Source organism: Blautia difficilis, from assembly GCF_014297245.1.
GTDB classification, from domain to species: Bacteria; Bacillota; Clostridia; order Lachnospirales; family Lachnospiraceae; genus Blautia_A; species Blautia_A difficilis.
In genome coordinates this window covers 1-25,820 of sequence record NZ_JACOQG010000005.1, presented here as the reverse complement: position 1 = coordinate 25,820, position 25,820 = coordinate 1, and the positions used below count along the sequence as shown (strand labels likewise).

Annotated in this window: 23 protein-coding genes, 1 tRNA gene and 1 pseudogene; 2 read left to right on the top strand and 23 right to left on the bottom strand. The window is 42.1% G+C overall.

The window, feature by feature from the left end:
- Nucleotides 1-34: 34 nt before the first annotated feature.
- From H8Z82_RS04750 to H8Z82_RS04730, 5 genes are read right to left on the bottom strand one after another with little or no spacing between them, the layout of a single operon-like run.
- The gene (locus H8Z82_RS04750; protein ID WP_186994432.1) at nt 35-817 is read right to left on the bottom strand and encodes a Nif3-like dinuclear metal center hexameric protein; all 783 of its coding nucleotides are present in this window, start codon (nt 815-817) and stop codon (nt 35-37) included.
- A complete protein-coding gene (locus H8Z82_RS04745; protein ID WP_186994431.1) occupies nt 804-1,511 on the bottom strand; it encodes a tRNA (adenine(22)-N(1))-methyltransferase in 708 nt (235 codons plus the stop codon). Before H8Z82_RS04745 ends, H8Z82_RS04750 begins: the two co-directional genes overlap by 14 nt.
- Before the next feature lie 10 nt (nt 1,512-1,521).
- Nucleotides 1,522-2,649 carry an RNA polymerase sigma factor RpoD gene (gene rpoD / locus H8Z82_RS04740; RefSeq protein WP_019162076.1) on the bottom strand — a complete coding sequence of 376 codons (1,128 nt, stop codon included), beginning with the start codon at nt 2,647-2,649 and terminating at the stop codon, nt 1,522-1,524.
- Nucleotides 2,650-2,688: 39 nt separating this feature from the next.
- On the bottom strand, nt 2,689-4,482 hold the full coding sequence (gene dnaG, locus H8Z82_RS04735) for a DNA primase (protein WP_186994430.1): 1,794 nt from the start codon (nt 4,480-4,482) through the stop codon (nt 2,689-2,691).
- A gap of 15 nt (nt 4,483-4,497) precedes the next feature.
- Entirely contained in the window at nt 4,498-5,505 is a 1,008-nt protein-coding gene (locus tag H8Z82_RS04730; protein ID WP_186994429.1) for a deoxyguanosinetriphosphate triphosphohydrolase, read from the bottom strand.
- A 203-nt stretch (nt 5,506-5,708) separates the two neighbouring features.
- Here H8Z82_RS04730 and H8Z82_RS04725 point away from each other — a divergent pair.
- A tRNA-Leu gene (locus tag H8Z82_RS04725) sits at nt 5,709-5,793 on the top strand.
- Between the two features lie 287 nt (nt 5,794-6,080).
- On the opposite strand, the gene H8Z82_RS04720 is transcribed toward H8Z82_RS04725, so the two are convergent.
- The 3 genes from H8Z82_RS04720 to H8Z82_RS04710 form a co-directional block, all read right to left on the bottom strand.
- Nucleotides 6,081-9,008: an EAL domain-containing protein gene (locus H8Z82_RS04720; RefSeq protein WP_186994428.1), complete on the bottom strand. Its 2,928-nt coding sequence runs from the start codon at nt 9,006-9,008 to the stop codon at nt 6,081-6,083.
- A 198-nt stretch (nt 9,009-9,206) separates the two neighbouring features.
- Nucleotides 9,207-10,454 (bottom strand): peptidoglycan-binding protein, encoded by a 1,248-nt coding sequence (locus H8Z82_RS04715; protein WP_334298250.1) that lies wholly within the window; start codon nt 10,452-10,454, stop codon nt 9,207-9,209.
- Between the two features lie 109 nt (nt 10,455-10,563).
- The gene (locus tag H8Z82_RS04710) at nt 10,564-11,214 is read right to left on the bottom strand and encodes a Crp/Fnr family transcriptional regulator (protein ID WP_186994426.1); all 651 of its coding nucleotides are present in this window, start codon (nt 11,212-11,214) and stop codon (nt 10,564-10,566) included.
- Between the two features lie 154 nt (nt 11,215-11,368).
- Between H8Z82_RS04710 and H8Z82_RS04705 the strand changes: the two genes are divergently transcribed.
- Nucleotides 11,369-13,159, top strand: coding sequence for a flavin reductase (locus tag H8Z82_RS04705; protein WP_186994425.1), 1,791 nt, complete (start codon nt 11,369-11,371; stop codon nt 13,157-13,159).
- A 160-nt stretch (nt 13,160-13,319) separates the two neighbouring features.
- Here H8Z82_RS04705 and H8Z82_RS04700 read toward each other — a convergent pair whose 3' ends face one another.
- The 15 genes and pseudogenes from H8Z82_RS04700 to H8Z82_RS04635 all read right to left on the bottom strand — a co-directional run bounded on the left by H8Z82_RS04700 (nt 13,320) and on the right by H8Z82_RS04635 (nt 25,578).
- On the bottom strand, nt 13,320-13,865 hold the full coding sequence (locus tag H8Z82_RS04700; protein WP_186994424.1) for a Uma2 family endonuclease: 546 nt from the start codon (nt 13,863-13,865) through the stop codon (nt 13,320-13,322).
- A 346-nt stretch (nt 13,866-14,211) separates the two neighbouring features.
- Nucleotides 14,212-14,463: a hypothetical protein gene (locus H8Z82_RS17090; RefSeq protein ID WP_207724624.1), complete on the bottom strand. Its 252-nt coding sequence runs from the start codon at nt 14,461-14,463 to the stop codon at nt 14,212-14,214.
- A 100-nt stretch (nt 14,464-14,563) separates the two neighbouring features.
- On the bottom strand, nt 14,564-14,833 hold the full coding sequence (locus H8Z82_RS04690; RefSeq protein ID WP_243176394.1) for a hypothetical protein: 270 nt from the start codon (nt 14,831-14,833) through the stop codon (nt 14,564-14,566).
- Between the two features lie 281 nt (nt 14,834-15,114).
- Nucleotides 15,115-15,447, bottom strand: coding sequence for a DUF6054 family protein (locus H8Z82_RS04685; protein ID WP_019162084.1), 333 nt, complete (start codon nt 15,445-15,447; stop codon nt 15,115-15,117).
- A gap of 164 nt (nt 15,448-15,611) precedes the next feature.
- Nucleotides 15,612-16,577, bottom strand: coding sequence for an RNA-guided endonuclease TnpB family protein (locus tag H8Z82_RS04680; protein ID WP_456298237.1), 966 nt, complete (start codon nt 16,575-16,577; stop codon nt 15,612-15,614).
- Nucleotides 16,578-16,591: 14 nt separating this feature from the next.
- Nucleotides 16,592-16,735 carry a helix-turn-helix domain-containing protein gene (locus H8Z82_RS17705; RefSeq protein WP_207664659.1) on the bottom strand — a complete coding sequence of 48 codons (144 nt, stop codon included), beginning with the start codon at nt 16,733-16,735 and terminating at the stop codon, nt 16,592-16,594.
- Nucleotides 16,732-17,073, bottom strand: a pseudogene (gene tnpA / locus H8Z82_RS04675) (IS200/IS605 family transposase); the annotation flags it as partial. The gene H8Z82_RS17705 and the pseudogene tnpA, both read right to left, overlap by 4 nt.
- 45 nt (nt 17,074-17,118) lie before the next feature.
- Nucleotides 17,119-17,310, bottom strand: a complete 192-nt coding sequence (locus H8Z82_RS17080; RefSeq protein WP_207724623.1) for a hypothetical protein — start codon at nt 17,308-17,310, stop codon at nt 17,119-17,121.
- Between the two features lie 67 nt (nt 17,311-17,377).
- On the bottom strand, nt 17,378-20,023 hold the full coding sequence (locus H8Z82_RS04665) for an ABC transporter permease (RefSeq protein WP_186994423.1): 2,646 nt from the start codon (nt 20,021-20,023) through the stop codon (nt 17,378-17,380).
- A gap of 15 nt (nt 20,024-20,038) precedes the next feature.
- Nucleotides 20,039-20,710: an ABC transporter ATP-binding protein gene (locus H8Z82_RS04660; protein ID WP_186994422.1), complete on the bottom strand. Its 672-nt coding sequence runs from the start codon at nt 20,708-20,710 to the stop codon at nt 20,039-20,041.
- Nucleotides 20,711-20,845: 135 nt separating this feature from the next.
- Nucleotides 20,846-21,745: a sensor histidine kinase gene (locus tag H8Z82_RS04655; RefSeq protein ID WP_055053975.1), complete on the bottom strand. Its 900-nt coding sequence runs from the start codon at nt 21,743-21,745 to the stop codon at nt 20,846-20,848.
- A complete protein-coding gene (locus H8Z82_RS04650; protein WP_055053976.1) occupies nt 21,738-22,415 on the bottom strand; it encodes a response regulator transcription factor in 678 nt (225 codons plus the stop codon). The genes H8Z82_RS04655 and H8Z82_RS04650 overlap by 8 nt, the downstream gene beginning before the upstream one ends.
- A gap of 176 nt (nt 22,416-22,591) precedes the next feature.
- On the bottom strand, nt 22,592-23,548 hold the full coding sequence (locus H8Z82_RS04645) for a helix-turn-helix domain-containing protein (RefSeq protein WP_186994421.1): 957 nt from the start codon (nt 23,546-23,548) through the stop codon (nt 22,592-22,594).
- A gap of 225 nt (nt 23,549-23,773) precedes the next feature.
- Nucleotides 23,774-24,190, bottom strand: a complete 417-nt coding sequence (locus tag H8Z82_RS04640; protein WP_015525019.1) for a YjdF family protein — start codon at nt 24,188-24,190, stop codon at nt 23,774-23,776.
- 248 nt (nt 24,191-24,438) lie between these two features.
- Nucleotides 24,439-25,578: a hypothetical protein gene (locus H8Z82_RS04635; protein ID WP_186994420.1), complete on the bottom strand. Its 1,140-nt coding sequence runs from the start codon at nt 25,576-25,578 to the stop codon at nt 24,439-24,441.
- Between the last annotated feature and the right edge of the window lie 242 nt (nt 25,579-25,820).

The following is a 25,820-nucleotide window of genomic DNA, read 5'->3' as shown; positions in this document are numbered from 1 at the left end:
TTTCAAATAATGATGCCAGAGTCAGAAAGTCTCTCTATAAAATGGCATAGGGACTCTTCACTCCAGCGCAGGAAACAGTCAGTTCCGGGAATGCCTGATTCAATTCTTTCTTTACGGCATCCATAAAAATATACTCCGTACCGTAATGTCCGGCATCTATTAAAGCAAGTCCCTGGGCAACCGCATCAATGCCTGTATGATGATCAATGTCTCCGGTCACATAAACTTCTGCTCCTGCTGCAATGGCATCCTGAATCATACTTTTTCCAGAGCCTGTGCAGACAGCTGCCCGGCCTACTTCACTGTCCAGATTTCCATAGACCTTCACATCCTTTAATTTCAGTGACTTCTTCACAAGCTGCGCATATTCCCTCAAAGTCATTCTGTCAGAAAGATTCCCTACTCTGCCAAACCCCTGAATCTCTCCTTCTCTCTCTTCTGTTACAGAAAGTACAGAAGGGTTCTCCAGTTTCATATAATCTGCACTTAAATCTGCCATTCCCAGCACATCGTAATTGGTATGCATAGCATAATAAACAATGCCCTTCCTGATCAGTGTAAGAATCTTTCTCCCTGTAAAGCTATGATTATTTATCTTTTTTATTCCTGAAAAAATCATAGGGTGATGGGTAAGAATCATATCCGCCCCATTTTCTATAGCCTCAGCCAATGTTTCCTCTGTCAGATCCAGAGCCAGAAAAACATGGCTGACCTCTGTATTATCATCTCCTGTAAGAAGTCCTACATTATCCCAGTCTTCTGCTGCGTCTGCAGGATATTTTTTCTCCAGCCAGGAGATCAGTTCATATGCTTTCATATTTCTCCAATGCGGTTAAAATCACCCGCTTTTCCTCTCTTACTTCTTCCAGCCGCTGTCCCGGATTCGGTGCATTCTGTAGCTTTTCCAGAATCCTGTCCCGGATCCCAAGTTCTCTTTTCAGATATTCTCCAAGAACAGGATCCTGACGCTCCAGAAGCATTCCGCCAAACCACTCTGATAAAGTGTAGGGTTTCCCGGGCAGGAAATTCTCTTTTTCTCCATGAACCGCTTTCATCATAGGATAAAACTTTCCATCTTCCCGGATAATCCTTTCCTCTTCAATCCTCCAACCTTCCATCTTCAGAAATCTCCGAAAATGGGGGATATCCGACTGTGGCTGAAGTATCATCTCCTGAAAACTTTCCCGTACAGTTCTGCCTTCTGTGAGGATCCGCTCCATCAGTGGACCTCCCATCCCAGCAATCACCAGCGTATCGCCCTCATCTGTTCCAAGAGCTGCAAGACCATCCGAAAGTCTGGTCTCTATGTATTCTCCCAATCCATATTGTGTAATATGTTCCTCTGCCCTGGAAAGAGGCCCCGGTCTCACATCCATGGCAATCGCACTGGGGATCATATGGTTCAAATATAAATATACGGGTAAATATCCATGGTCACATCCAACATCTACCAGTCTGTTTCCCCTGGTCACCAGGCCTGCCACTGCAGACAAACGTTTCGAAAGCTGCATAACAGGCTCCTTAATCCAGGTAATCCTTCAGCTTGCGGCTGCGGCTTGGATGGCGAAGTTTTCTCAGAGCCTTTGCCTCAATCTGTCGGATACGTTCTCTTGTTACATTAAATTCCTTTCCAACCTCTTCCAGTGTTCTGGCACGTCCATCATCAAGACCAAAACGCAGGCGGAGCACCTTCTGTTCTCTGTCTGTAAGAGTACTTAAAACCTCCACCAGCTGCTCCTTCAGCAAGGTAAATGCTGCAGCATCTGCAGGTACCGGAACATTATCATCCTGAATAAAATCTCCCAGATGGCTGTCTTCCTCTTCACCGATAGGTGTTTCCAGAGATACCGGTTCCTGAGAGATCTTCAGGATCTCACGGACTCTCTCTACAGACATATCCATCTTGTCCGCAATTTCCTCCGGCGTAGGTTCACGTCCAAGTTCCTGAAGCAGCTGACGGGAAACGCGGATCAGCTTGTTGATGGTCTCGACCATATGCACCGGAATACGGATCGTACGTGCCTGATCTGCAATCGCTCTTGTGATCGCCTGGCGGATCCACCATGTGGCATAAGTACTGAACTTATACCCTTTACGATAGTCAAACTTCTCAACTGCTTTGATCAGACCCAGATTTCCCTCCTGGATCAGATCCAGGAATAACATTCCACGTCCCACATATCTTTTGGCAATGCTGACTACCAGACGTAAGTTGGCCTCTGCCAGACGTTTCTTGGCAGCCTCATCTCCATTTTCCATTCTCTTGGCCAATTCAATTTCTTCCTCTGCAGAAAGAAGAGGCACTTTACCAATTTCCTTCAGATACATGCGAACCGGATCCTCAATACTGACACCTTCCGGAACAGAAAGGTCAATCTTGTCCAGTTCGATCTCGTCTTCCTCGTCCAGCTTATCAATATCACCGTCGTCATCCAGGATCATGTCATCCGCATTACCATCTGTAATCCTAAGTACATCCACACCGCTGGCTTCCAGAAAATCAAAAACTTTTTCCATCTGTTCTACTTCCAAAGGCTGATCCTTAAAAAAGTCACTGATTTCCTGATATTCCAGAACATTCTTTTTCTTTTTTGCCAGTTCCAGAAGTTCTACCAGTTTCTCGCTGAATTTACCCATATTCATTTCCATATGTGCTCTATACCTCCATATAGTGTTTATATTTTATCCTTATTCAAAAGAAATATGCAATTGCTGCCGCTTTCTTCGCAGATCCTCAAGATCCTTTTTGGCTTTTACAAACTCCTGCAGGCCTTTCATATCTGCAGGGTCCAATGTTTTGTTCTTCTCCTTCAGGCTCTCATCTCTGATGCGAAGCACCGCATCTGAAAAAGCTCTGTTCTGCTCTTCAGGTGTCTCAAGGTGGATCGTGGCATTAAAAAGAGAAGAAACCTCCCTCTGCTCCTCGCTATCAATAAAAGCATTCATCAGTCTGGCAGGATTCACATCCCCTTCCTCATACTGCTGATAAAGCATCTCTGCCACCTTCCTGTAAAGAGGCACTACAAAGTCCGATGGCTGAATATACCTGATTACAGTATCAAAAATACCCGGATAAGTGACCAGCCAGGTCAGCATCAGTTTCTGTGCCTTCTCGCTGGCACTGTCCTTTTTCTTCGGCTGTGCTCCTGTAGTTTTGGGCTGTATCCGCTGTTCTGCAGGAGTTCCCTTTAATGCCAGAGTATTCACACGCTTCCTCAGATCCTCCACGCTGATTCCGTAGCCTCTGTAATCCTTCACAATTGCTTCTATGTACAGATTCCGCTCCAGTTCATCCGAAAGCTCCAGAAGCATCTGTGCACACCGCTCAAAGAAACGGTTCTGTCCCTGGGGCTCCTCCATTGTGAACTCCTTCTGAGCCATATGAATCCGAAACATAAAGCTGTCCATAGCCTGTTCCAGCCGTTTCTCAAATTCCTCTCCGCCAAGGGCTTTAATAAATTCATCCGGATCTTTGTGCGGTTTTAAACTGACCACCCTGGAGGTAATCCCAGCTTCCCTCAGAATAGGAATTGCACGAAGAGCAGCTCTGACGCCAGCGTCATCACTGTCATACAATAACAAAACCTCCTGGGTGTATCTTTTCAGCAGACTGGCATGTCCTGACGTAAGAGCCGTTCCCAGCGAAGCCACCGCATTGGTAAAGCCTGCCTGGTGCATGGAGATCACATCCATGTAGCCTTCACACAGGATCAGATAATTCTTCCTAGTAGTTCTGGCTATATTCAAACCATACAAATTCCTGCTCTTGTCAAAAATCTTCGTTTCCGGAGAATTCAGGTATTTTGGCTTTCCATCGCCCATCACACGTCCTCCGAATCCGATCACCCGGTTATTCACATCCATGATCGGGAAAATAACCCGGTTCCAAAATTTATCATACATCCCATGCCGCTCATCTACATTAAATAATCCAGACTCCCTGAGCAGATCATCACTGTAATTTTTCGACTTCAGAAACTTATACAGATCATCACTGTATTTATCCGAATAACCCAGGCCGAATTTTTTAATTGTATCCTCACTTACCCCTCTGTTAATCAGATATGTATAAGCCTGACTGCCGTTTTCCCTGCGCAGCTGGTAATAAAAATAACTTGCCGCCAGCTTATTAATCTCCAGGAGAGTAGCTCTTTTCTCAGCTTTCTCCCTGGCCTCTCTGGAATATTCGATCTTTGGAAGCTGCACTCCCGCCCTGTCTGCAAGATGCTGCAGTGCCTCTCCAAAAGTATAATTCTCATATTCCATTACAAAATTATAAACATTTCCTCCTGCCCCACATCCAAAACAGTAATACATCTGCTTAGACGGTGTGACAGAAAAGGACGGTGTCTTCTCATTATGAAAAGGACATAAGCCAAAATAAGTATTGCCTCTCCTATTCAGCTTTACATATTGGGATACAACGTCTACAATATCATTTTTCATTCTTACTTCTTCAATGATATCATCCGAATAACGCAAGCTTCGTCCTCCTTTTTAATAGACTTCCCATGATTTTGGTATGTAAATCTCCCGGAATTTATCCATAGAATACTGATCTGTCATTCCCGAGAGATAATCACATACGACTTGTGTTTTTTTCTCCCCTTTTGCGATCATTTCTCTGTATTCTGCTGACATAGCTTCCGGATGTTCGATATAATATTCATATAATTCTGTCAACATCTTTACTACCTTTTCCTCTTCCTTTCTGGCAAGAGGATTCTCATATACATTGGCAAACATGATCGCTCTAAGTTCCATCATAGCCTCATAGATCTCTGCTGACATTCTGATCATATCCTGTTCAAAACTATTATCAATTATATCATGAACAAAGGTATTCAGTCTCTCTCTGGTAGTATATCCGAGAAGCATCCGTAAGGTAATCGGAATATCATCTTCCGATATGATCCCAGCTCTCTGTGCATCATCCATATCATGATGAATATACGCAATTTTGTCAGAAAGACGCACAATCTGTCCTTCCAGAGTAAAGGGATTCCCACTGGTGCGATGATTCAGGATTCCATCAATTACCTCCCAGGTAAGGTTCAGCCCTTCTCCGTTTTTCTCTAACACCTGTGCCACACGAACACTCTGTTTATAATGGGCAAAACCATCGGGATTCACCTTATTGAGTGCCCTCTCACCGGCATGTCCGAAAGGAGTATGACCAAGATCATGGCCAAGCGCAATGGCTTCCACAAGGTCCTCATTCAGACTTAATGCTTTTGCTATAGTTCTGGCAATCTGTGACACTTCAAGAGTATGAGTCATCCTGGTTCTGTAATGATCTCCCTGAGGTGCCAGAAAAACCTGTGTCTTATCCTTCATCCTGCGAAAAGCCTTACAATGCAGGATTCTGTCCCTGTCTCTTTGATAAACGGTTCGTACATCACATTCCTCTTCCTGCCGTTCCCTTCCTCTGGAGCGAAGGCTGTGGGCAGCATAAGGACTTAGCTGTTTCAGTTCTCTTTGTTCCATGCTCTCTCTGATATTCATCGGCAATTCCTCCACCAATAACAGCAATGACAAAATACCTCTTATTAAATATATTCTACACAAAATTTCAAATTCCTCTTTTTTTCAAAAAAATATTGAAATTTTTTTATTTTTTTAATAAAAGGTGTTGACATGATGCATTTCATTTGATATAGTATCAGATGTCGCGAGGGAGAGCATAAAGAATCCCACGAATGCGATATGCGGAAGTGTCGGAACTGGCAGACGAGCAAGACTAAGGATCTTGTGAGCATTGCGCTCGTGTGGGTTCAAGTCCCATCTTCCGCATTTTGACCAAAGAACTGCAGGATATGCAGTTCTTTATTTTTTTGTAAAAGTATTTAACCGAATCAAGTAAGTCCCCTGCTTCAATTGCGAAAAGCAATAAGCAGTGGGTGGGGACTTGCTTGTATCAGGAGGAGTGCAAGCTCCTTCTGATAAACTGCGGAGCAGTTATTCGGTTATGAGCAAGTAGCGAAGCGGATTGCGAATATCCGCTTCGCAAATAAAAAAACCTGTCAGCAGAAAGCTCTGTTGCATTTCCTGCTGACAGGATTTTTTGTTCTTCTGTCCGTTTATAAATTTTCTTTTGCTTCTTTTCTGAGCAATTCTGTATACTCTTCTTCCCTCATAGGTCTGGCATAAAAATATCCCTGGGCCTTATTGCAGCCGTATCCCTGAAGCATTGCCTTCTGCTGTTCCGTCTCCACACCTTCCGCAATAATGGAAAGCTTCATATGATTCCCCATAGTAATGATCATATGCAGAATTTCTTCTGCTCTTTCATAAGGATCTGCTGCACTTAAAAAACGCATATCCAGTTTGATCTCATCAATAGGAGCTTCTTTCAGCATATTCAGAGAAGAATATCCACTCCCAAAATCATCCATGAGAACACGGAATCCTCCCTGACGAAGCTTTTCCACAACTGAAAAGATCATTTCTGAGTCAGTGGCATATGCAGTCTCTGTTATCTCCAGCTCCAGATATTTTTTTGGAATGTGATAGCGTTCTGCAATTTCGCAAAGAGTCTGAAACAATTTCGGGTTATAGAACCCTACCCTGGATAAATTTACAGACACAGGATACAGAGGAATCCCCTCATCCATACATTTTTTCAGAAAAATACAGGTCTCCTCATAAATGTAGAGATCCACTTTTGCAATATATCCGTTTTTCTCCAATACCGGAATAAAAATCCCCGGAGAAAGCAATCCCTTTTCCGGATGCTCCCAGCGAACCAATGCCTCCGCCCCGATAATACGGTCAGTACGCATATCATACTTTGGCTGAAAAAATGCCTTAAGCTGCTTTTCCTTAAGAGCATCACCCAGTTCATTAATGATCATCTGTTCCTGAATCAATTTTTTTCTGTGCGTATCATCATATACAGCAATCTGAGCCATATGATTCTTCTTAATACTCTCCGCTGCCAGATGAGCCCGGTCACACATGATTCTCAGACTCTTAGATCTGTCCCGTATTTCATAAATCCCGGCAGAAATCTCCACAGTAGTCTTCAGATAATAATCCTTGATCCGATCACAAAAACGTTTCATCTGTGCCTGTATCCTGTCCTCACTCTCCAATGTCAGGATCACAAAATGATCTGCCTCGTATCTGCAGCTGATAATATCTATCCTTCCAAAATTCTTCTCCAGCTCCCGGCCGATGAACTTCAGAAACTCATCACCTGCATCCTCACCAAACAAATCATTGACCAGCTTAAAATTCTCAATATTGATATAGAGAATTCTGGCATCTGCCTCCGAATGTTCCTCCAGAAATTCACTGCCACTCCGGTAAAATCCTTCCTTATTCAGAAGTCCCGTCAGTTCATCCGTCTCCATCCTGCTGCGGTATGCTTCCTGCGCAGCAGCCTCCACCTGCATCTGGGTTCTGTGCCGATTATTGGCAATTACAATCACAGTCAATGCCACTAGAAAAATCAGGATACATATCATCTGATATTTATATTTCCCCAGTAATTCCCATATAGAAAAAGTTTTCATCAGATTTATGGAATACTGCCTGATAATATTCTCCTCATCCTGGCTGCTCAGGCTTCCAATGCTCTTATTAATGACAGAAACAAGATTATGATCTACATTATCTGCATATATCATACAGGTTTCTGCCTTGGTATAAACAATTCCTGACAATGCAAGATTATGGTACTTTTCATCCTGCAGATAGTAAGATGCTGCATAGCTGTCCACAACGGCCATGTCTGCCTTTTTATTTACCACCGCATCCAAAATCGCCTGGGGAGAATCACAATAAATCGCTTTATGGGAAAATCCCCCCTCTGGTCTCAGGCTTTTATATTTCTTAAATATACTGTTTATAGAAACGATCGGCATCTCCAATGTATTGATATCTGCTCCCCGTTCTGCTACAATCTGAAATTCTCTTGTAAAAAAACTACCTGTAAGATGAACTCCAGGATCATCAATCATTTCCTGACAACCGGTAATTCCGGCTATAAAATCATAGTTTCCACTTTGTGCTGCCTCTATCGGATCTGTATCCGAAGAAAGACTTTTAAGTTCAAAAGGAATCCCGCTGATCTCACTGAATTTTTCCAGAAGTGCTATATAAATTCCGTCCAGTTTTCCTGTTTCTTTATCTATATACACTAATGGCGGTTGATCACCGATACACCCTATTTTTATCGGTGCTCTGACGCTTTTGATATATTCAGTTTCTTCCCTGGTAAAAAGAGGCTTGGAATTCCTGTTTCTATCCATAAAATACTGTTCTGTAAGCTGCTCCCTAAGATCCGGCACTTCTGACTTTAGCTGCTCAAGAGCATTATTTACCCCATTCATGACCTCTGTATTTCCCTTTGTTGCCATGATATACATAGGTGCATCCCCAAATTTGTCCACAATCTTAAGTGAATCGTGTTTGGAGATACTTCCCACCAGGATCATATCCACTTTCTTCTGCTCAAGGGCCTCTATCTGATCCTGTTCAGATTTATAATATTTCTCCAGACAATGGAATTTTTTTTCGCCCTGGCGCTGCTCAAACTCTTCGTTCTGATAGCTGCCTCTCAGCAGTCCCACTGTTTTACCATTCATATGCTCATAATCCTGAAAATAAATATCTTCATTATCCTCAGATGTATAAAGCACTGTCTGTTCTGTGCCGATAGGCATACAGGAGAACTCATAATCTTTCTCCCTGTCCTTTGTTTTCTGCGCATTACAGATCAGATCTACCTTTCCACATTTCAGATCCTCCAACTGATCTTCCCAGGATTCATTGATATATTCATACTTCCAACCGGTATACTGAGATATCTTATTCAGATATTCTACTCCATATCCTTTGTAAACTCCGCTGCTGCTTTTATTAATAAAATCAGCAGCCTCACGATATGCCACCCGTATTGTCTTTGTTCCTGTTTCCGACTGTGCCCAGACCGGAACGATCAGTCCCAGAAGTAATACAAACAGAAAGCCGATCACCATTATATTTTTCTTCTTACCACTCATCTATTGTACCTCGCATCTCAGTCGATTATAACATAACAGACTGAAAAAAGCCATCTGTCTCTGCTGCGAATTTTTCTTTTTTTTATTTCTCCGGACTCCCATACCCATGACTCAGTTCAAGCGAATGTTCGCAACCCCCGCAGGGAACTTACTTGATTCAGGTCAAGCGGATATTCGCAATCCGCTTCGCTACTTGCTTCAGTTAAGTTCAGCAATCCTGCTTACCGCTACATAGATTTCCTGGATTTTATACCATGTAAGATAATCTACAATCCCTGTTTCTCCCAAACCAAAAATGCCTTGAAAAATACGAACTGCATTTTGGGTTTCCTTACCGTATATTCCATCCACCGTCACTTTTGGAAGTGCCGGATAAGCATCCGCTATCGCATTCAGCTGTTCCTGGATTTGTGTCACCTTACTGCCAGATACGCCCAAAGTCAGGTCAAATCCCGGCCAGGATGCAGGGACACCTGAAACAGCCTCTGCCACATTGATATACATATCATTTCCATAAAATGCTCTCAATATCTCAATAGCAGAATATCCCTGATCCCCCAGCGCTTTACTTCCCCATTGCGTCATCCACCCTCTGTTACGGCACTGAACCTGTTTTCCATCACAATACTGTGTCAGGATCGGCTGCCTTACATTTGGTCTGGAAAGGTAATTTTCAAAAAGCTCATCCACGATCCGGTCAATACTGTCAAATATATTCCTGCCACGAATCCATTTATGATCATAGGCAGTAGACGAAGTAATCGTATAATCCTTGCCTTTATTCCGGTACCACTCCGTATAAACCCGGTTTAATGTAAAGGACATAATTGCCAGAACATTAGCCCTTATCGTATCCTCCGGCCATGTTGCATAAATTTCACTGCTGGCCACATTTTTTATATAATCTTTATATCTCACATAGTAATTTTCTGCTGAAGTATCTCCCACCGGACCGTCATGTACGATCACATATTCCGGCACTACAACTTTACTTAGCACAATCTCCCCTGTCTCATTCATCGGTTTGATCTCCGCTTCCTCAATCTTTGGCGGATATTCATAAAACAATGTATGAGGCGGAATTACGATCCGTTGGTATTCTTCCGAAACAGATCTGGCAGCAAGCATCACTGGCTGACTGGACAGCACCTGTGGAAGTACCTCACTTCCAGCCACTTCCTCAGACTCGAACCCTTCTGCATCAATCTGTATTGTATATTCCGCATATGGTTGCTGTTCCACCGGTTCCATACTGTACTCCAGTGGCGGTGTTTTCAAATCAATCACAGGTGTCCGTCCTGATGAATTCGTTACCAGCTCTTCGATCACAGAATCAGGGTCTCCTGTATAAGAAATCTTTACCCGTGCATTCTCCACAGGTCGGTTACTTAACCGATCCACTACCGACACCTGATACCGTCCCCTATCCACATTTTCCCACTGCATCTGTCTATTCTTATCCAAAGCCATACAAACTCCCACAAAACTACTTTCCTGGTAGTTTATGCACCAGAGTTATATTTGCCACTGTTATTCTCTCAAATCTACGAACGCATTATAAATTTAATCTGTAAGGAAACACAATATCTCTGCCTTCTTTTACCAGGATTCCTTCCTCTTCCAAGCTTTTTAATTCCCTTGTCATAGCACTTCTGTCCACCCCAAGATATTGAGCCAATGCTGTATAAGACATTGGAATATGTACTTTGCAGCTGTGTTTTTCCGCAGAAAGTCCATTCAGATACGCAAGCAGCTTTTTCCTTGTAGTAGCTCTGGACAAAATATAAATCCTCTGCATTTGCTGTCTGGACTGTAAAGCAGTCATCTGCAGAAGATTGCTGATCATCTGGCTGTGATGATGGCAGGCCTTCTCGCACCTTTTAATCACATGTTCATAATCAATAAACATTACTTTTGTTTCTTCCTCTGCTTTCACATAATAATGCTGGGAATCAGCCGGAAGCAAAAAGGGTTCTCCAAAAACTGCATCTTTTTTCAATTCATCAATCATATATTGATTGCCATCTTTATCACAACAGTATAATGTAGCCCGGCCATAAAGGATCAAGCCGACTTTATTCATGGTGTTAGAATATTCCATAACTGTCTCACCATTTTTAAAAACAAGTTCTCTTGCCCGAAAACAAACACGCATTCTTTCCTGTTCTCCGGGCAGAATATCTGTAAATAACGTAATATGCGGCATAAGCATTCCTCCTGATTTTTTTTAGTATATCACATTTTTATCAATAAAGCTTTCTTTTTGTGACTTTTGCAACAGAATTATCTTTTATTCTATGTTATCATGTTAATAAATTCAAAACATTATTTATTCACTCAATAAAAATGGGAGGAACTACATGAAAATTACAGAAACTATTAAATATGTCGGTGTAAACGATCATCGAATTGACCTGTTCGAAGGTCAGTACAAAGTCCCAAATGGAATGTCATATAATTCCTATGTGATTTTAGATGAAAAAATAGCAGTTATGGACACTGTAGATGCAGATTTTACTCATCAATGGTTGGATAATATCCAACAGGTTCTGGAGGGACGCACTCCTGATTATCTCATCGTACAGCATATGGAACCTGACCATGCTGCAAATATTGCCAATTTTTTGAAAGTTTATCCGAATACTACTGTTGTGGCTACAGCAAAAGCTTTCCATATGATCCGTAATTTCTTTGAGCTTGATTTGAGCAATCAGAAAATAGAAATGGAAAACGGCGGCACTCTTTCTCTTGGATATCATCAACTTACTTTTGTATTTGCTCCAATGGTACACTGGCCAGAGGTTATGGTTACTTATGACAGTACAGATAAGGTACTTTTTTCCGCTGACGGATTTGGCAAATTCGGCGCGCTGGATGTAGAAGAATCCTGGGATGATGAAGCAAGAAGATACTTTATCGGAATCGTAGGGAAATACGGAAAGCAGGTGCAGAACCTCCTGAAAGTTGCAGCCACCCTCGATATTCAGATCATCTGTCCGCTGCACGGTCCTGTCCTTACAGAAAATCTTGGACATTATATTCATCTTTATGATTTATGGTCATCCTATACGCCGGAAGCGGATGGAATTGTTATTGCGTACACTTCTGTATATGGTCATACCAGAACTGCAGTTTCTTTACTTGCCGATAAACTGAAATCCAGAGGATGTCCCAAAGTCCTGGTCTATGATCTTGCAAGAGACGATATGTCCCAGGCAATCAGCGATGCTTTCCGCTATCCCAAGCTGATTCTTGCAACTACTACTTATAATGCAAGTATTTATCCATTCATGAATGATTTTATCACCAGACTGGTAGAACACAACTATCAAAACCGCACTGTCGGTCTCATCGAAAACGGAAGCTGGGCACCTTTAGCTGCAAAAATCATGAAAGAAATGATGAATAAATGTACTAAAATAGACTGGTTAAAGAACTCCGTACACATCTGGTCTACTGTCAAAGAAGAAAACCGCAGAGAAATTGATGCAATGGCTGACGAACTCTGCAAGGAATATATCGCAAAAGACGACTCTCTGGCAAACAAAAACGATATGACAGCTCTTTTCCGCATTGGTTATGGACTTTATGTCGTAACTTCCAACGATGGCAGAAAGGATAATGGTCTGATCGTTAACACTGTTACCCAGTTGACAGACAATCCCTATCGTGTAGCGGTAAATATCAACAAAGCCAACTACTCTCATCATGTAATACAACAGACCGGCATTATGAATGTTAACTGTCTGTCTGTTGATGCACCATTTTCCATCTTCCAGCAGTTTGGTTTCCAGTCAGGAAGAACTGTTGATAAATTTGCAGGTGAGAAAATCAACCGTTCCGGAAACGGTCTCATCTTTCTTGACAAATATATCAATGCGTTCATGTCACTGAAAGTAGAACAATATGTGGACCTGGGCACACACGGAATGTTTATCTGTAGTGTCACTGAAGCTCGTGTCATGAGTGATCAGGATACTATGACCTATACCTATTATCAGCAAAATGTAAAACCGAAACCTCAGACAGAGGGCAAAAAAGGGTTTGTATGCAAAATTTGCGGATATATTTACGAAGGTGATGAACTTCCGGAAGACTTCATATGCCCACTTTGTAAACATGGTGCTGTAGATTTCGAACCAATACAGTAAACCTTTCTGAAAAATAACCTGACAAAAGCCTCCCAGAGCAATTCTCCGGGAGGCTTTCACTATGAGAAAAGCCCCCAGGATTAACTCCCGAAGGCTTTCATGCTATCTGATTCATTTCCGTTCTTCTCTAAAGCATATTGTTTTTTATCCATAAAATCACCTATAATTCCATACTTCCAAAATCAATCGCAAGATCATCATAGATTCCTACTTTGATAGAATCCTGTAAGGTATATTCATTGATACTTTCATCACCAGTAAAATTATATACTATAACACGATTCTTCTCAGGATCAACAATCCAATATTCCTTAACACCTGCTGAACGATATTTCAGAAGCTTTAACAGGTAGTCCATTTTCTTACTTGCTGGTGATACAATCTCAATAATCCAATCAGGCGCACCCTTACACCCTCTATCATCAAGCTTATCTAAATCACAAATTACAGAAATGTCTGGCTCTACATAAGTATTGCTTCTTTCATCCAGATAAACAGCAAACGGTGCTGCATATATTTCACACTTTCCTTTATGTGAACGGATATATTCACGAATGATACCAGAAAGTTCCATTGATATTTTCTGATGTTTTCGGCTTGGTGGTGCCATCATATACATACGACCATCAATCAGTTCTGCTCTTTCTCCATCTGGTAAAGCATATATATCATCTATAGTATAAGCTTCTTCTTTCAATAATGGCATGCTATCACCTCCAAGTGAGTTTTGCTATAAACATATTATAATATAGATTATGTCTATTCAGCAACCTGTTTTTTGCTTCTGACAAAACTATATCACTTCCTGGTTCCACTCCACACCATTTGTATCTGTCCATGTGTCTTTTCCATCATAAATATAGACAGTATTAGTACAATCCATGTAACGGCCATCCACTAACTTATAAACGAATGCCTATATATACCATCATTGCACACACCAGAGTACATACATTGTACAGACTGCTTAGCTGATTCCATAACTGATACGATGGTGCATTCGATGCACTAAGGTCACTTACCGCAATAATTCAATAAATTCTTTTTCTTTATCATATGGCATTTTCCTCACAAAACCACTTCAGATAATCGTCCAAAAGATTCTTATCTGTTTCATAGCTGCACTTACCATTGCTCTGATCCGGTTCTGGAACAAATGCCGGATCATTTCGGAGCTGATGCAATACATAATGCTCAAGGCATCCTGGACGATATACATTCCAAAAACTTTCTCTTATCAGATTTTCTACTTTCTGATGTTCTTCCTTTTTCTCTAAACGAATCATAATATTACTTTTTCCCATTTTTTAGTCTCCTTTCGAATGATTGTAAACAAAAAACCGATAATCCTGAATATTTCTTAACTATCAGTATTAACGACTCTGCGTCTTACGCATCTGGCTCTCATATTTTTTGTTCTGTAATTTTCATTTCTTCTACAATTTTGTTCAGCATATGTTCAAACTGACCTTTTACTTTCGCTTTATCTGCTGCCCCATCATATACACTATAATAGAAAAACATATTTGCATAAAATTTAACTGCTTTCTCTTCTGGATTTTTTATTTCCATATTTTTGAACAGATCCTTCACGCATTCTACCGGTCCGGATACCAGATATTGCTGATATAAATTCTGCATCTCTTCACTACGAAACTGCTCTATTGTCAGCATCTCACCCTGTTAAAACACAACTTTTCCAAACGAAGTTAAATGTTCACTATATAAAATCAACTTTACCCAAACAGACCCAGGTAATTACAAGTCTATGCTGGAAGTATATGGATCAGATTCCCCTTTAAGCAAATAAGCTCATAAGGGAATTAGCGCAAAAAAGCAGCAAACCTTTTTCAAGATTTACTGCTTATATACTGCTGTGATGGGCTGCTGATATTTATATCGATTCCATAAAATACTGCAATCAATCCAGCGCATTTATTATCTTCAAAAGAAAGTTACACATCCAACAGCTCAATCAACTTATCAAGAAATGCCTCTTCCCCTAATGTATTAATTTTGAAAAACACAGCCTGGCTTCCTCCTGCCGTAATTGCAGAAAGTTGAACAGGATCTTCACCGTTTTGAAAAAGTGTAATATTGAGACTCACTCTGTTTCCTCCAGCATAGCTGTAACGTTCAAAAATACGAACACTGCAACGCGCAGTCCCACTTTGAAAATCACTGGCATCTTCTAAAGTTGCTGATATACTGCTATTTAATATTCCGTTTTCGATATTTGAAAGTAACTGATCGAAATCTTCATTTATGCTTCTTTCTATTTTTGCCATACACAAACCTTCCTTTTCTCAACTGTGTGACATGCTCCCACCACTTAAATCCCAGATTTTGAAGTGGGGGCTTCTTGCTCAATGACTCTACTGAGCCAAGTATCTACAAGCTATCCTCGCGTGCCCCGCGATTCTTTTGCCCGGACACGGGCGCATTTTCTTACTTATTGTCCGGATACGGACAGTTTATACTGCCAGCATCCTTCTTGCCTCTTCACGGATATTGATCGCTGCATTTCGATCTCTGTCCATCTCATTTCCACACGTGCAGCGGTATACTCTTTCGGATAATCCCAGCTCTTTTTTATCTTTCCGCATTTACTGCATTTTTTGCTTGAAGGGAAAAAGCGGTCTATCTTTACTAATTTCTTTCCCTTCCAGGCAAGCTTATAATCCAGCATATTCCGGAACATCCCGTATCCATTATCCTGTACACTTTTCCCAAAGTGCAGGCACTGGCCCATTGCTTTCATATCAATATCTTCTACCGCGACTATATCGTACTGGTCTGTGATCCTGCGGCTCAGTTTATGCAGATAATCCTTTCTCTGGTTTCGTATTTTTTCATGGCACCTGGCAACTTTCTTTTTCTGCCGCACATAATTGCGGCTTTCTTTTACACATCTCGACAGTTTACGCTGCTCCCTTGCCAGCCTTTTTTCATTTCTTCTGAAGAATCCTGCTTTTTCAAGTTCAATCTCTTCTGAAAACACAGCCATCCCCTGCATCGCATAATCAATCCCCAGTATTTTGGCATTGCTGTAATCTCCATCTGCTGCTTGGTTTTCGCAGCTGTATCCTTCATACAGCAGACTTGCAAAATACTTTCCGGACGGCTCCATACTGACTGTCACTGATTTCAGACAGCAGTTTTCTGCAGACTCCCTGTGTTTTTTCATGGAGATCCATTTTAATTTGGGAAGCCGGATCCGCTTATCTTCTACCAGAATATTTCCGTTGACTACATTTGTTGTGTAGCTGTTTTTGGAGTGATGTTTTGACTTGAAACGTGGAAATCCAACCTTGGGATCACGGAAAAAATTCTTATATGCTTTCTCCAAATGAAGCTGAACATTTGCCAGTGCCAGCGAATCTACTTCTTTCAGAAATGAATACTCCTTTTTATACATGGCTGGTGTATTTTTTAACAGTTTTTCGTCTTTTTATACTCCCGGATCTTGTCATTAAGCATCTGGTTATACAGAAAACGGCAGCAGCCAAATGTTTTTCCCAGAAGTATCTTCTGTTCTTCTGTTGGATAGATCCGGAAACGATATGCTATGTTCAATTCTTTTTCTCTCCCTGGGTTTCGATGTATTGACGGATCACTTCAACTGGTGCGCCTCCTGCCGTCAAAAGGCAGAAACTCTGACTCCAGAATGCTTCTTTCCAAAGTTTTTCCCGGATTTCCGGATACTCTTTTTTCAGCAGCCTGCTGCTGGCACTTTTATATGCATTGATAAATTTACTGAGTTCCGTTTTAGGCTGTGCACGAAACATTACATGCACATGGTCAATATCATGATTCCATTCCTCCAAAACAATTCCATATCGGGGTGCAATATATTCCCATATTTCTTTTGCTCTTTCTGAAATTGGATCATTGATAACTTTTCTGTTCCCTTTTTCTTTCCGGTGATCACACCACTGGAACTTACCGTTGCGATCTTCTTATTTGAAGAACTGTAGGTAACTTTCTCCTGGGAAGTGATTGGGCTGATGACCGGTTTCAGCGTAAGTTTTTTTATTCTTTGCAACAGTCACGCTTGATTTCAGTCCGGTGATCTTTGTTGTTCTTACTGTTGTTTTTTGCACAGTAACGGAAATGACCTGTTTCTTGCCGCTGGCCAGTGTAATGGTCACTTTGATTATTATTTGAATTCCAGCCCTCAGCCTTTTCATTGACAGAGGGCTATTTGGGGCTTAACAATTATTGAGCATCCCTTAACTGATCTACAATGCTGCATTTCGCTGCGTTATCATACATCATGCAAGGAATCAGCCACCCAAGCAGAAGAAATACCGGAATTGTCAGCAGGACAGGCAGAATGGTGAACCGATACTCAAAGAACCAGAACATACTGCCCAGCATTTTCCCCGCAAGAGGTCCCACCGCCAGTGAAAGCACAAAGGCCACCGATACGGAAGACATTGCGTAAAACAACCCCTCGTAGATCAGCATGGTTTTGAGCTGTCGGGGCGTCATTCCTACAGCCTGAAGCACAGCAAATTCCCGGCGGCGGGAAAGAATACCGGTCATCATGGCGTTGAAGAAATTTAAGAGTCCCACCAGCCCAATGATAGCACAAAGGATACCACCGATCAGAAGGAACATCTGCCGGAACTGAGCAAACTCAGAGCGAACCGTGGCTTTGCTTTCATACATCAAGGGCGAAAACTCACCGGCCGTGAGCTTTGACAGATATTGCTCTGCTTCGGCCTCGTCAACTTCGTCCGCTGTGTCGAACAGGTAGAGCATCGGAATGGCTGCACCACCGCTGTCCCTCTGTGCGGTGTCCACAGACAAAACTGCATCATAGCCAACGCCGCTATAACGATAACTCATGGAATTCGGAAGTTCTACCAAGGCGCAGACCGTGTACTCTACATCTCTGGCTCCATACAGTTTTTTCTGACGGTACTCCTCCGGTGTATCTTCGGTGCGGAGTTCTCCGGTGCGGCTGTCGATATATTTCACATCATCCGCATAGGTAGCCGTGATCGTGTCTCCCACCTTGGGGTAGTATTCAGGATTGAGCAGATTACCGTAGTCATCTAAGGAAACCGCAATGGCAATGGCGTTATTGTCCGGCTCCAGCATAGGAGAAATATCTCCGTCGAGCACTTGCAGCTTGTCAAACAGACTGTTATCCAGAGCCTCGATTCTGGTATCTCCCATCACCATATTGCCCCGGTGCTCCATGCGGCTCATATGGCTGTCCAACTGCTCGGCGCTTTCGTACCTTGCATAGTCCTGCCGCAGAGCATCCTCCGTCATCCACAGATATGCGGGTTTTCGCACAGCATATCCCGTGCCGGAAAGACTGGCCTTTGTGTTTGCTGCGATCTCTCCGATCTGTTCTGGCGTGATGAATTCATCTGCTGGGTTATAACGAAAATAGTCGGGAGTGCTGACGATAAAATCGGCGCAGGTCATGGAGGATACATACTTCTCCATGCTGAAGCCGCCCACAAAGGCACACAGCGCATTGAACAGTGTCACCGACAGTGCCAGAGACAACACCACCAGTACCGTCTTTTTCTTGTTTCGTCCCAGATTGGCAAAGGCCATCTGATGGAGCTTTGCTCCTCGGATGCTGCGCCGTTTTTTCTTGGTCTGCATCACATCCGTATATTTGGTAGCCTCCACCGGAGAGACCTTGGCTGCCATTTTTCCGGGCTTGGAACAGGACAAAAGCACCGTCAACAAGGCGAACAGCATAGAACCAAGGAAGATCACAGGCGAAGTGCTGATGGTGGTGATGCCTGTATTCAACTGGATGGAGTGCAAGACAACAGGCACCAAAACAGCGCCGATGCCGTAGCCCAGCAGCAGCCCCGCCGGAATGCCGATCAGACAAAGCAGAAGTGCCTGCTGGCGAATGATGCGTTTGAGCTGCCGGGGCGTTGTGCCAATGGTTTTCAGAAGTCCGTAAAACCGGATGTCCCCTGCAACAGAGATCTGAAAAATGTTATAGATGATAAGATACCCCGTGAAAATCACCAGCAGCAAAAAAGCTGCTATGGCGATCATCAGCTCTGGATCGAGCTGCGACTCCAGCTGGGATGAGGTATATCCCCAGTTGACGCCGATCCGGACGCTGTTGGGATCAGTATAGCTGTCCCATGTGTAGCCAAGATCGGTATCCACCTGCTCCATCTGCCCTTGAATGTTTGTGCCGGAGGTCAGCATGACATTCAAATCGGTGCGGAAAGGCTGTAAACCTGTTTTCACTGCCTGCGCTTCGATGTCATCTGCGTAATCACGGCTGATGTTGATGTAATGAACAGGCATTAGTTCATCATAGTCCCAATAGCCCACCAGCGTAAAGGTATCTGTTACAGTAAAGGCGGTTTGATCCTTGTCCGTAATGGAATAGGAAACCGTGACCTCGGCGCCCAGCTCCGGCGTTACGCCAAGCAGCTGCAACGCTGCCGTATCCATGGCTACCTCTTTGCCGCTTTCGGGCATCCGTCCGGTAGTAGGGGTGGCATAGCTCCATTTAGTGCAGTTGGCATCCATGTAGCTGATCTCTGCCGGTATTTTGGCAAAGACCCCCTCCGCAGTGATACCGATTACCTTCCGTGCCCCCGTAGCCTTTACCTTTGGGTGGGCAGCGATGCGTTCCGCCTGCTCGGGGGAAACATCCTTAAAGGTACCATGCGCATAGCCGCCTACCTGCCGAAACTGGTAGGTTTCATAACTGGCGTTCAACGACAAGACAATGGTGAACATGGACGTAAATAGCAGCGTTGTCAGCGCAATGGCAAAAATGGCGATCAGATTGCGACGACGGTTCGCATAAAGAGATTTTAAGCTGAGTTTTCGAATACATTTTCGATTTTTGACATTCATCGTAGCCACCTCCCGTTAGTTCTGGGAGACGATCCGACCATCTTCGATACGGATAATGCGGTCTGCCATCTGCGCAATTTCTTCGTTGTGAGTGATCATTACGATTGTCTGGGCGAACTTTTGACTGGTGACTTTCAAAAGGCTCAATACATCCTGGCTGGTTTTGGAATCCAGATTGCCGGTGGGTTCATCTGCCAGAATGATAGCGGGTGCTGCCGCCAGCGCACGGGCAATGGCTACTCGCTGCTGTTGACCGCCTGAGAGCTGATTGGGCAGGGCATCCAGACGGTCGCTCAGTCCAAGCGTCTGCACGATCTGCTGCACAAAAGCCTTGTTTACCTTTCCGCCATCCAGTTCAGTGGGTAGAATGATATTTTCATATACATTCAGCACCGGAACAAGATTGTAGTTCTGAAATACAAAGCCGATTTTCCTGCGGCGAAAGATGGTCAGCGCTTCCTCCTTCAGGGAGAAAATATCCTGTCCGTCCACTATGACCGTGCCGCTTGTAGGGCGATCCAGCCCGCCCAGCATATGCAACAGCGTGGATTTTCCGGATCCGGATGTGCCGACAATTGCAACAAACTCTCCCTTCTTCACACTTAAATCAACTCCATCCAACGCATGAACTGCGTTATTACCGGAGCCATAAATCTTTTTCAGGTCTTTTGCCTGTAAAACCTCCATAAACGAGTACCTCCATGAAAAAATCTGTATGTATGAAAGGAAATGATCCTTTGATACATACAGATTATCGCATAGGATTCTTTCCACATTCTTTCCGGCAGAAAATGAAATCTAACAGTTTTGATAGAATTGTTGTTATTTCGGCAGAAATATGGAAAACGTACTTCCTTTTCCCGGAACGGAAGCAACCTTGATATAACCGCTCTCACCGGATATAATCTGTCGGGCAAGGTATAAGCCGATGCCAACCCCTTCTTGTTCCTGAACAGCATTTGAACGATAAAAACGGGAAAATATCTTTGCCTGCTCGTTTTCCGGGATACCTGAACCGGTATCCGATATATCGATCCTTGTAAACATTTCGTAATTTACGGTAGAAATCGTGATTGTTCCATGCTCCGTATATTTGATGGCATTGTCTACAATATTAGCCAGTGCTTCCGCTGTCCATTTGAAGTCAAATGTAGCGGAAATATCTGTATCGTACAGATATATGGATAATCCTTTTCCAGAAGCCTTGGCGGCATATTGTTCTACTACGCTTTCAAGCAGCGGCTGAAGTGATGCTTGCTGAGGGGAAAGTGAAATGATCCCATTTTCCAGTCTGGAAAGTTTTACGAGAGAATCAATCAGAAATCGTAGCTTTTCCGATTGTTTGTACAGTGCCTCCACGTTTTCCTTTGCCGATGCAGGAAGAGTTTCCTCCATCAAAAGCTCGCTGTATAACAGCAGGTTTGCAATCGGCGTTTTCGTCTGGTGCGAAATGTCCGCAATCAAGGATTTGATTTTGTCTTTTTCCTGTGCCATATTTCGAGAAGATGCTTCTGCGGCAGAAAGATAGTGTGCAAACTTTGTTTCCAAAGCAGACAGCTGGCTTTCATCAAAAGTGATTTCAGAAAAAGAACCGGTCATGGCAGCGTCCAGCATCCTTTCGATTTCTTCCATCGTTTTTCTGACCTTTCTCCGCTCCCATAATACAACAGCTGCCGCCGCCAGAGAACACAGCAGTATGATCACAATGCCGGTTTTATTCATCTTTTGTCACCCAGCTATAACCGATTCCATAGACGGTTTTAATGTATTTCTGTGCCCCAAGCTTATCCCTCAGACGCTTGATCGTAACAGACAAAGCATTTTCATCCACATATTCAGCACCATCTGTCCAGATCCTGTCTACAAGGTCTCCACGGGTCATGGTTCGACCACGATTTTCAACAAGCAGACGCAGTAATTTTTGTTCTGTTTTACTCAATTCCACTTTTGAATCTCCCACATAAAAGGTCATTGCTTCAAAGTCAAAGTGAAAAAGATCAATATGGATCGGTGCATTTTTATGGCTTGACGTTTGCTTTCGCAGTTGGGTATTCACCCTTGCCCGCAAAACCGAAAGAGAAAAGGGCTTGGTAATGTAATCATCAGCGCCCCTCTCCAGTCCGTCCACGATGTCCAGATCGGTATCATTGGCAGTCAGCAGAATAACAGGAATCCCGGGTGTGGTTTCCTTGACCTCCCGTAGCAATTCAAGCCCACTGCCATCCGGCAGATTGATATCTAACAGGATCAGGGATACACCGCCGCAAAGCAGCTGCTCCTTCGCCGTTTTCAGGTCTTTGCAGGAAATAACCTTCCGATCATCTACTTTCAGTGCTTTGCATAAACCTTGATTCAAACCAATATCATCTTCAACAATCAATAATTGCTCCATATATCTCACTCCCTCGTTACTCAAAGGTATTCGGCAAAGATAATAAAAAGACACAAAAATAACCGCTTCAGCCTCGCAAACTGAACGGTTATTTTCAATCAATTAAGTATGTGGACAAACCGTCTATCGGTAGCACTCTTTTTCTATAATCATATTAGCACGCATGTGTGGAAATGTCAAAATTTTTCTTCATTCTCTTGGTTATTAATCTCCTTGATCAGCTGTACTGCCTTCTCTGCATCATAGGTTTTCACGAGTATATCCACACCATATATTCCAAATCCAGGTGCCCCATGCATTACAACATTCGCACCTGCTTCCTGCGAAAAAGCTGCTATTCCATTTTGCTTTAACATTTCTACTAGCCGTTCTGTCTCTACTATATTCTGTGCATTATAAATCTTTGTCCATTCTGTCTTAGATTGGGAAGTTTCTTTTCTCTCCTGAACATTTGGTGAATTCTGATTTCTTTTTCGATTAATAAATGCTAAGGTCCTAAGAATAATAAATGACACAATAGTAATACCTATCAGAAATCCCAATGCCAATCGTGTTATCTGTGTTTCTGTAGCTCCCATTCTAAATAAACATATACCATAGATGACTGTAAAAATTCCTGCACATATTACACTGGTGAGAAAATTTCGCCATATAGCAGCACTTTTTGGCAGGCATTTATCCCATATTCCATTATACACCATAATAGCTACATATAGGATTCCTCCTACTAAGGCAGTTACTATCTCTCCCAAAACCAAACGAGTATCCACCATTAATAGCATCTGAATAATAATCGCTAACACACCAATCACAAACATTGATGCAAATGCAAGATTTCCAGCCTTTAATGCTTTTTGTTTCACCCATTCTTCATACACCGCAACTTTGTCCAGTGTTTCTTTCATATCTTTATTCATAGTCTGGCTCCTTTCTCCATCCAGGAGCTCTCTCATCTCAACATCGTAATATTCAGCAAGTTGAACAAGTACACTGAGATCTGGCATATTTATTCCTGTTTCCCATCTGGAAACTGTTCTTGCAGATACCCCAAACTTCTCGGCAAGCTGTTCTTGCGTAAGATTCTTTTCTTTACGACATTGCTTTAAAAAAGCTCCAATCTTTTTTGTATTCATATCTCTACCTCTCTTCCACTTACAGCTTACCAATATGCACCAAAATTACCACGACATAAAACGAGAATCCGTTAATTTTCAACCGGACATCTTATGTCTGGAATAAATAAACGGTATTTTCATACCGAAAACAAATACCTATAATCATTCCAACATTCAAACAAGAAGTATCTCTCGCCCAATGCGCTCGGTCAATTCCGATTTGAGTTAAAGCCCAAGAGGCTTTTAATGCCCCTTATGCTTTTCTCTTTTCTTTTGCTGTTTCAACTCAAACATTCGCTGTTCTTTTGCCTCTTTTTTCTTGCGATTTCTCTCTTTACGCTCCTGTTTGTTATGTTCCTGCTGTAACTTCAATGCTTGCTGCGATTTTGTGCCAATACCTGTCCCTATTGTCTGCTTTTTTACTTCTCGATGCATCCGTTTCGGATTTCTTTTTATATCCTTTACAACAGTTTCAACAGCCGGACTGAATTTCAAACTGAAATAGTATTGTTGAATATATTCCTGCACTTCGTAATCTTTTGGTTCTGCACCAAATATTACCTTCGCTACAGATAATTTACCATCCTCAATACGCTCGAATACGCCTACCCAAAATGGTTCTTCAAAATATACCGTCAGTTTTCCATTTGTTTTGTCCATAAAAATCCCTCCTAAAATGAATTGAACAAAGAATGGACAACCCGGAGGGGCAGGTTACTTACCCTATTTACATAGGACGGCTGGGCTACCTACCAGCTCTAGCATATCTTAAAAATATGCATTGCGTTTTTATCTTGTTTTTATCATATAAAGTGCAATATCACACAATATATCCTTACAATTTATATATTCTAATTCCTATAGTAAATCTATACAATCATCTTTTCCATTGATAGTACGAGACGATTTTAACATAATACTTTATCTGCTTTCAACACATAATCATGGGAACATATAATTCTGCTTCTCTGAATGATATCACCTCTAACAGAACAGTTTCCTTTTGCACAGCCTTCTATCGGTGTAAAATTTTCGCAGGAACCACATTTTCTGCGTTCCTTTTTCATTCCACGTCCATCGCACCGGATCATTTCATAACCAACAATGTATTTTTGCAATTCATCTTCCGGGATTGTCTTTTCGAGCTTTTCTCCTGCATCATTTCTCAGTTCAAAATGAATATCCTTGCCATTTATGTCTGCTTGCAAGGCTATATTATTATTTAAGAGACCTTCCTCGTTTAACTCATTGATTTCTTCACAATCCAGATTTTCAATAAATTGCAAAATATCTTCCATTATGTCCACAGACAAGCCATATCCTCCAGAGCTGTATTCATAGAATATATTTCCATAATAATCGCCTTCTTTTAAGGTTATCGCAATCACATAGTCCCTGGATTTGTAATCATCAGATAGATCATGGTACATTTTTGTCTTCTCCTTATACTGATATCTGTTCTGGTTTTCTTCCCTATACTTTTCATTTTTTATTTTATCGACTGCATTTTGTTTTTCTATCTTTGCTTCCATTGCAGCATAACCATTTTGCTTAAATTTTTCTATCAGCTCGTCCCCATAACAATCACAAAATTCTTCTCTACATTTCTTTAATGCATCCAGTTGTGTAGATAAAAACTCATCAAAGAAGCTTTCCGGAATATGTAGCCTGCTTGAAAATTGTCTTTTTCTCTTTGGTATCGTTCTTTGAGTGCTGGCATATCCCAACACTCCCATAGACACATCTAACACCCCTGCTAGTTCTACCGAATTTAATTCATATACTTTTTCAATCGCATCATAAATATTTATTTCTACACCGACTCCCTGTTCATCCTGTTGTAAAAGATCCAGAAATTTTTCATAACTTATTTTACATTGATCATAAGGTTTCTTAATATACCAAGGTGCTTTTTTCGTAATCTCGGTATAATACTCCAAAGAAGCTTCCCAGTCATCGCACTCTTCGCCTTCCTTGCATGTGGTATACATGCCACACACACCATTGGAGTCAAATCCACACGTTTTACAAATCTTATCAATTCTCACACTTATCACCTCTCAATCCATCAACATTTTTCTGCATAGATAAATTTTTTCATCAATTCTTTCCTTGTAATTATACACTTTTTCTGATGATATTGCTATCTGCAAGGATATTTGAACTTACTATTGAACTCTTCTTACTGAAAAATATAGATACTCAATTTGAATATTTTTTTCGACAATTACGTAGTATTTCTGTCTGAAGATTCTTATTGTCCTTTTTGGGGGCTTATAAATAAATTTTA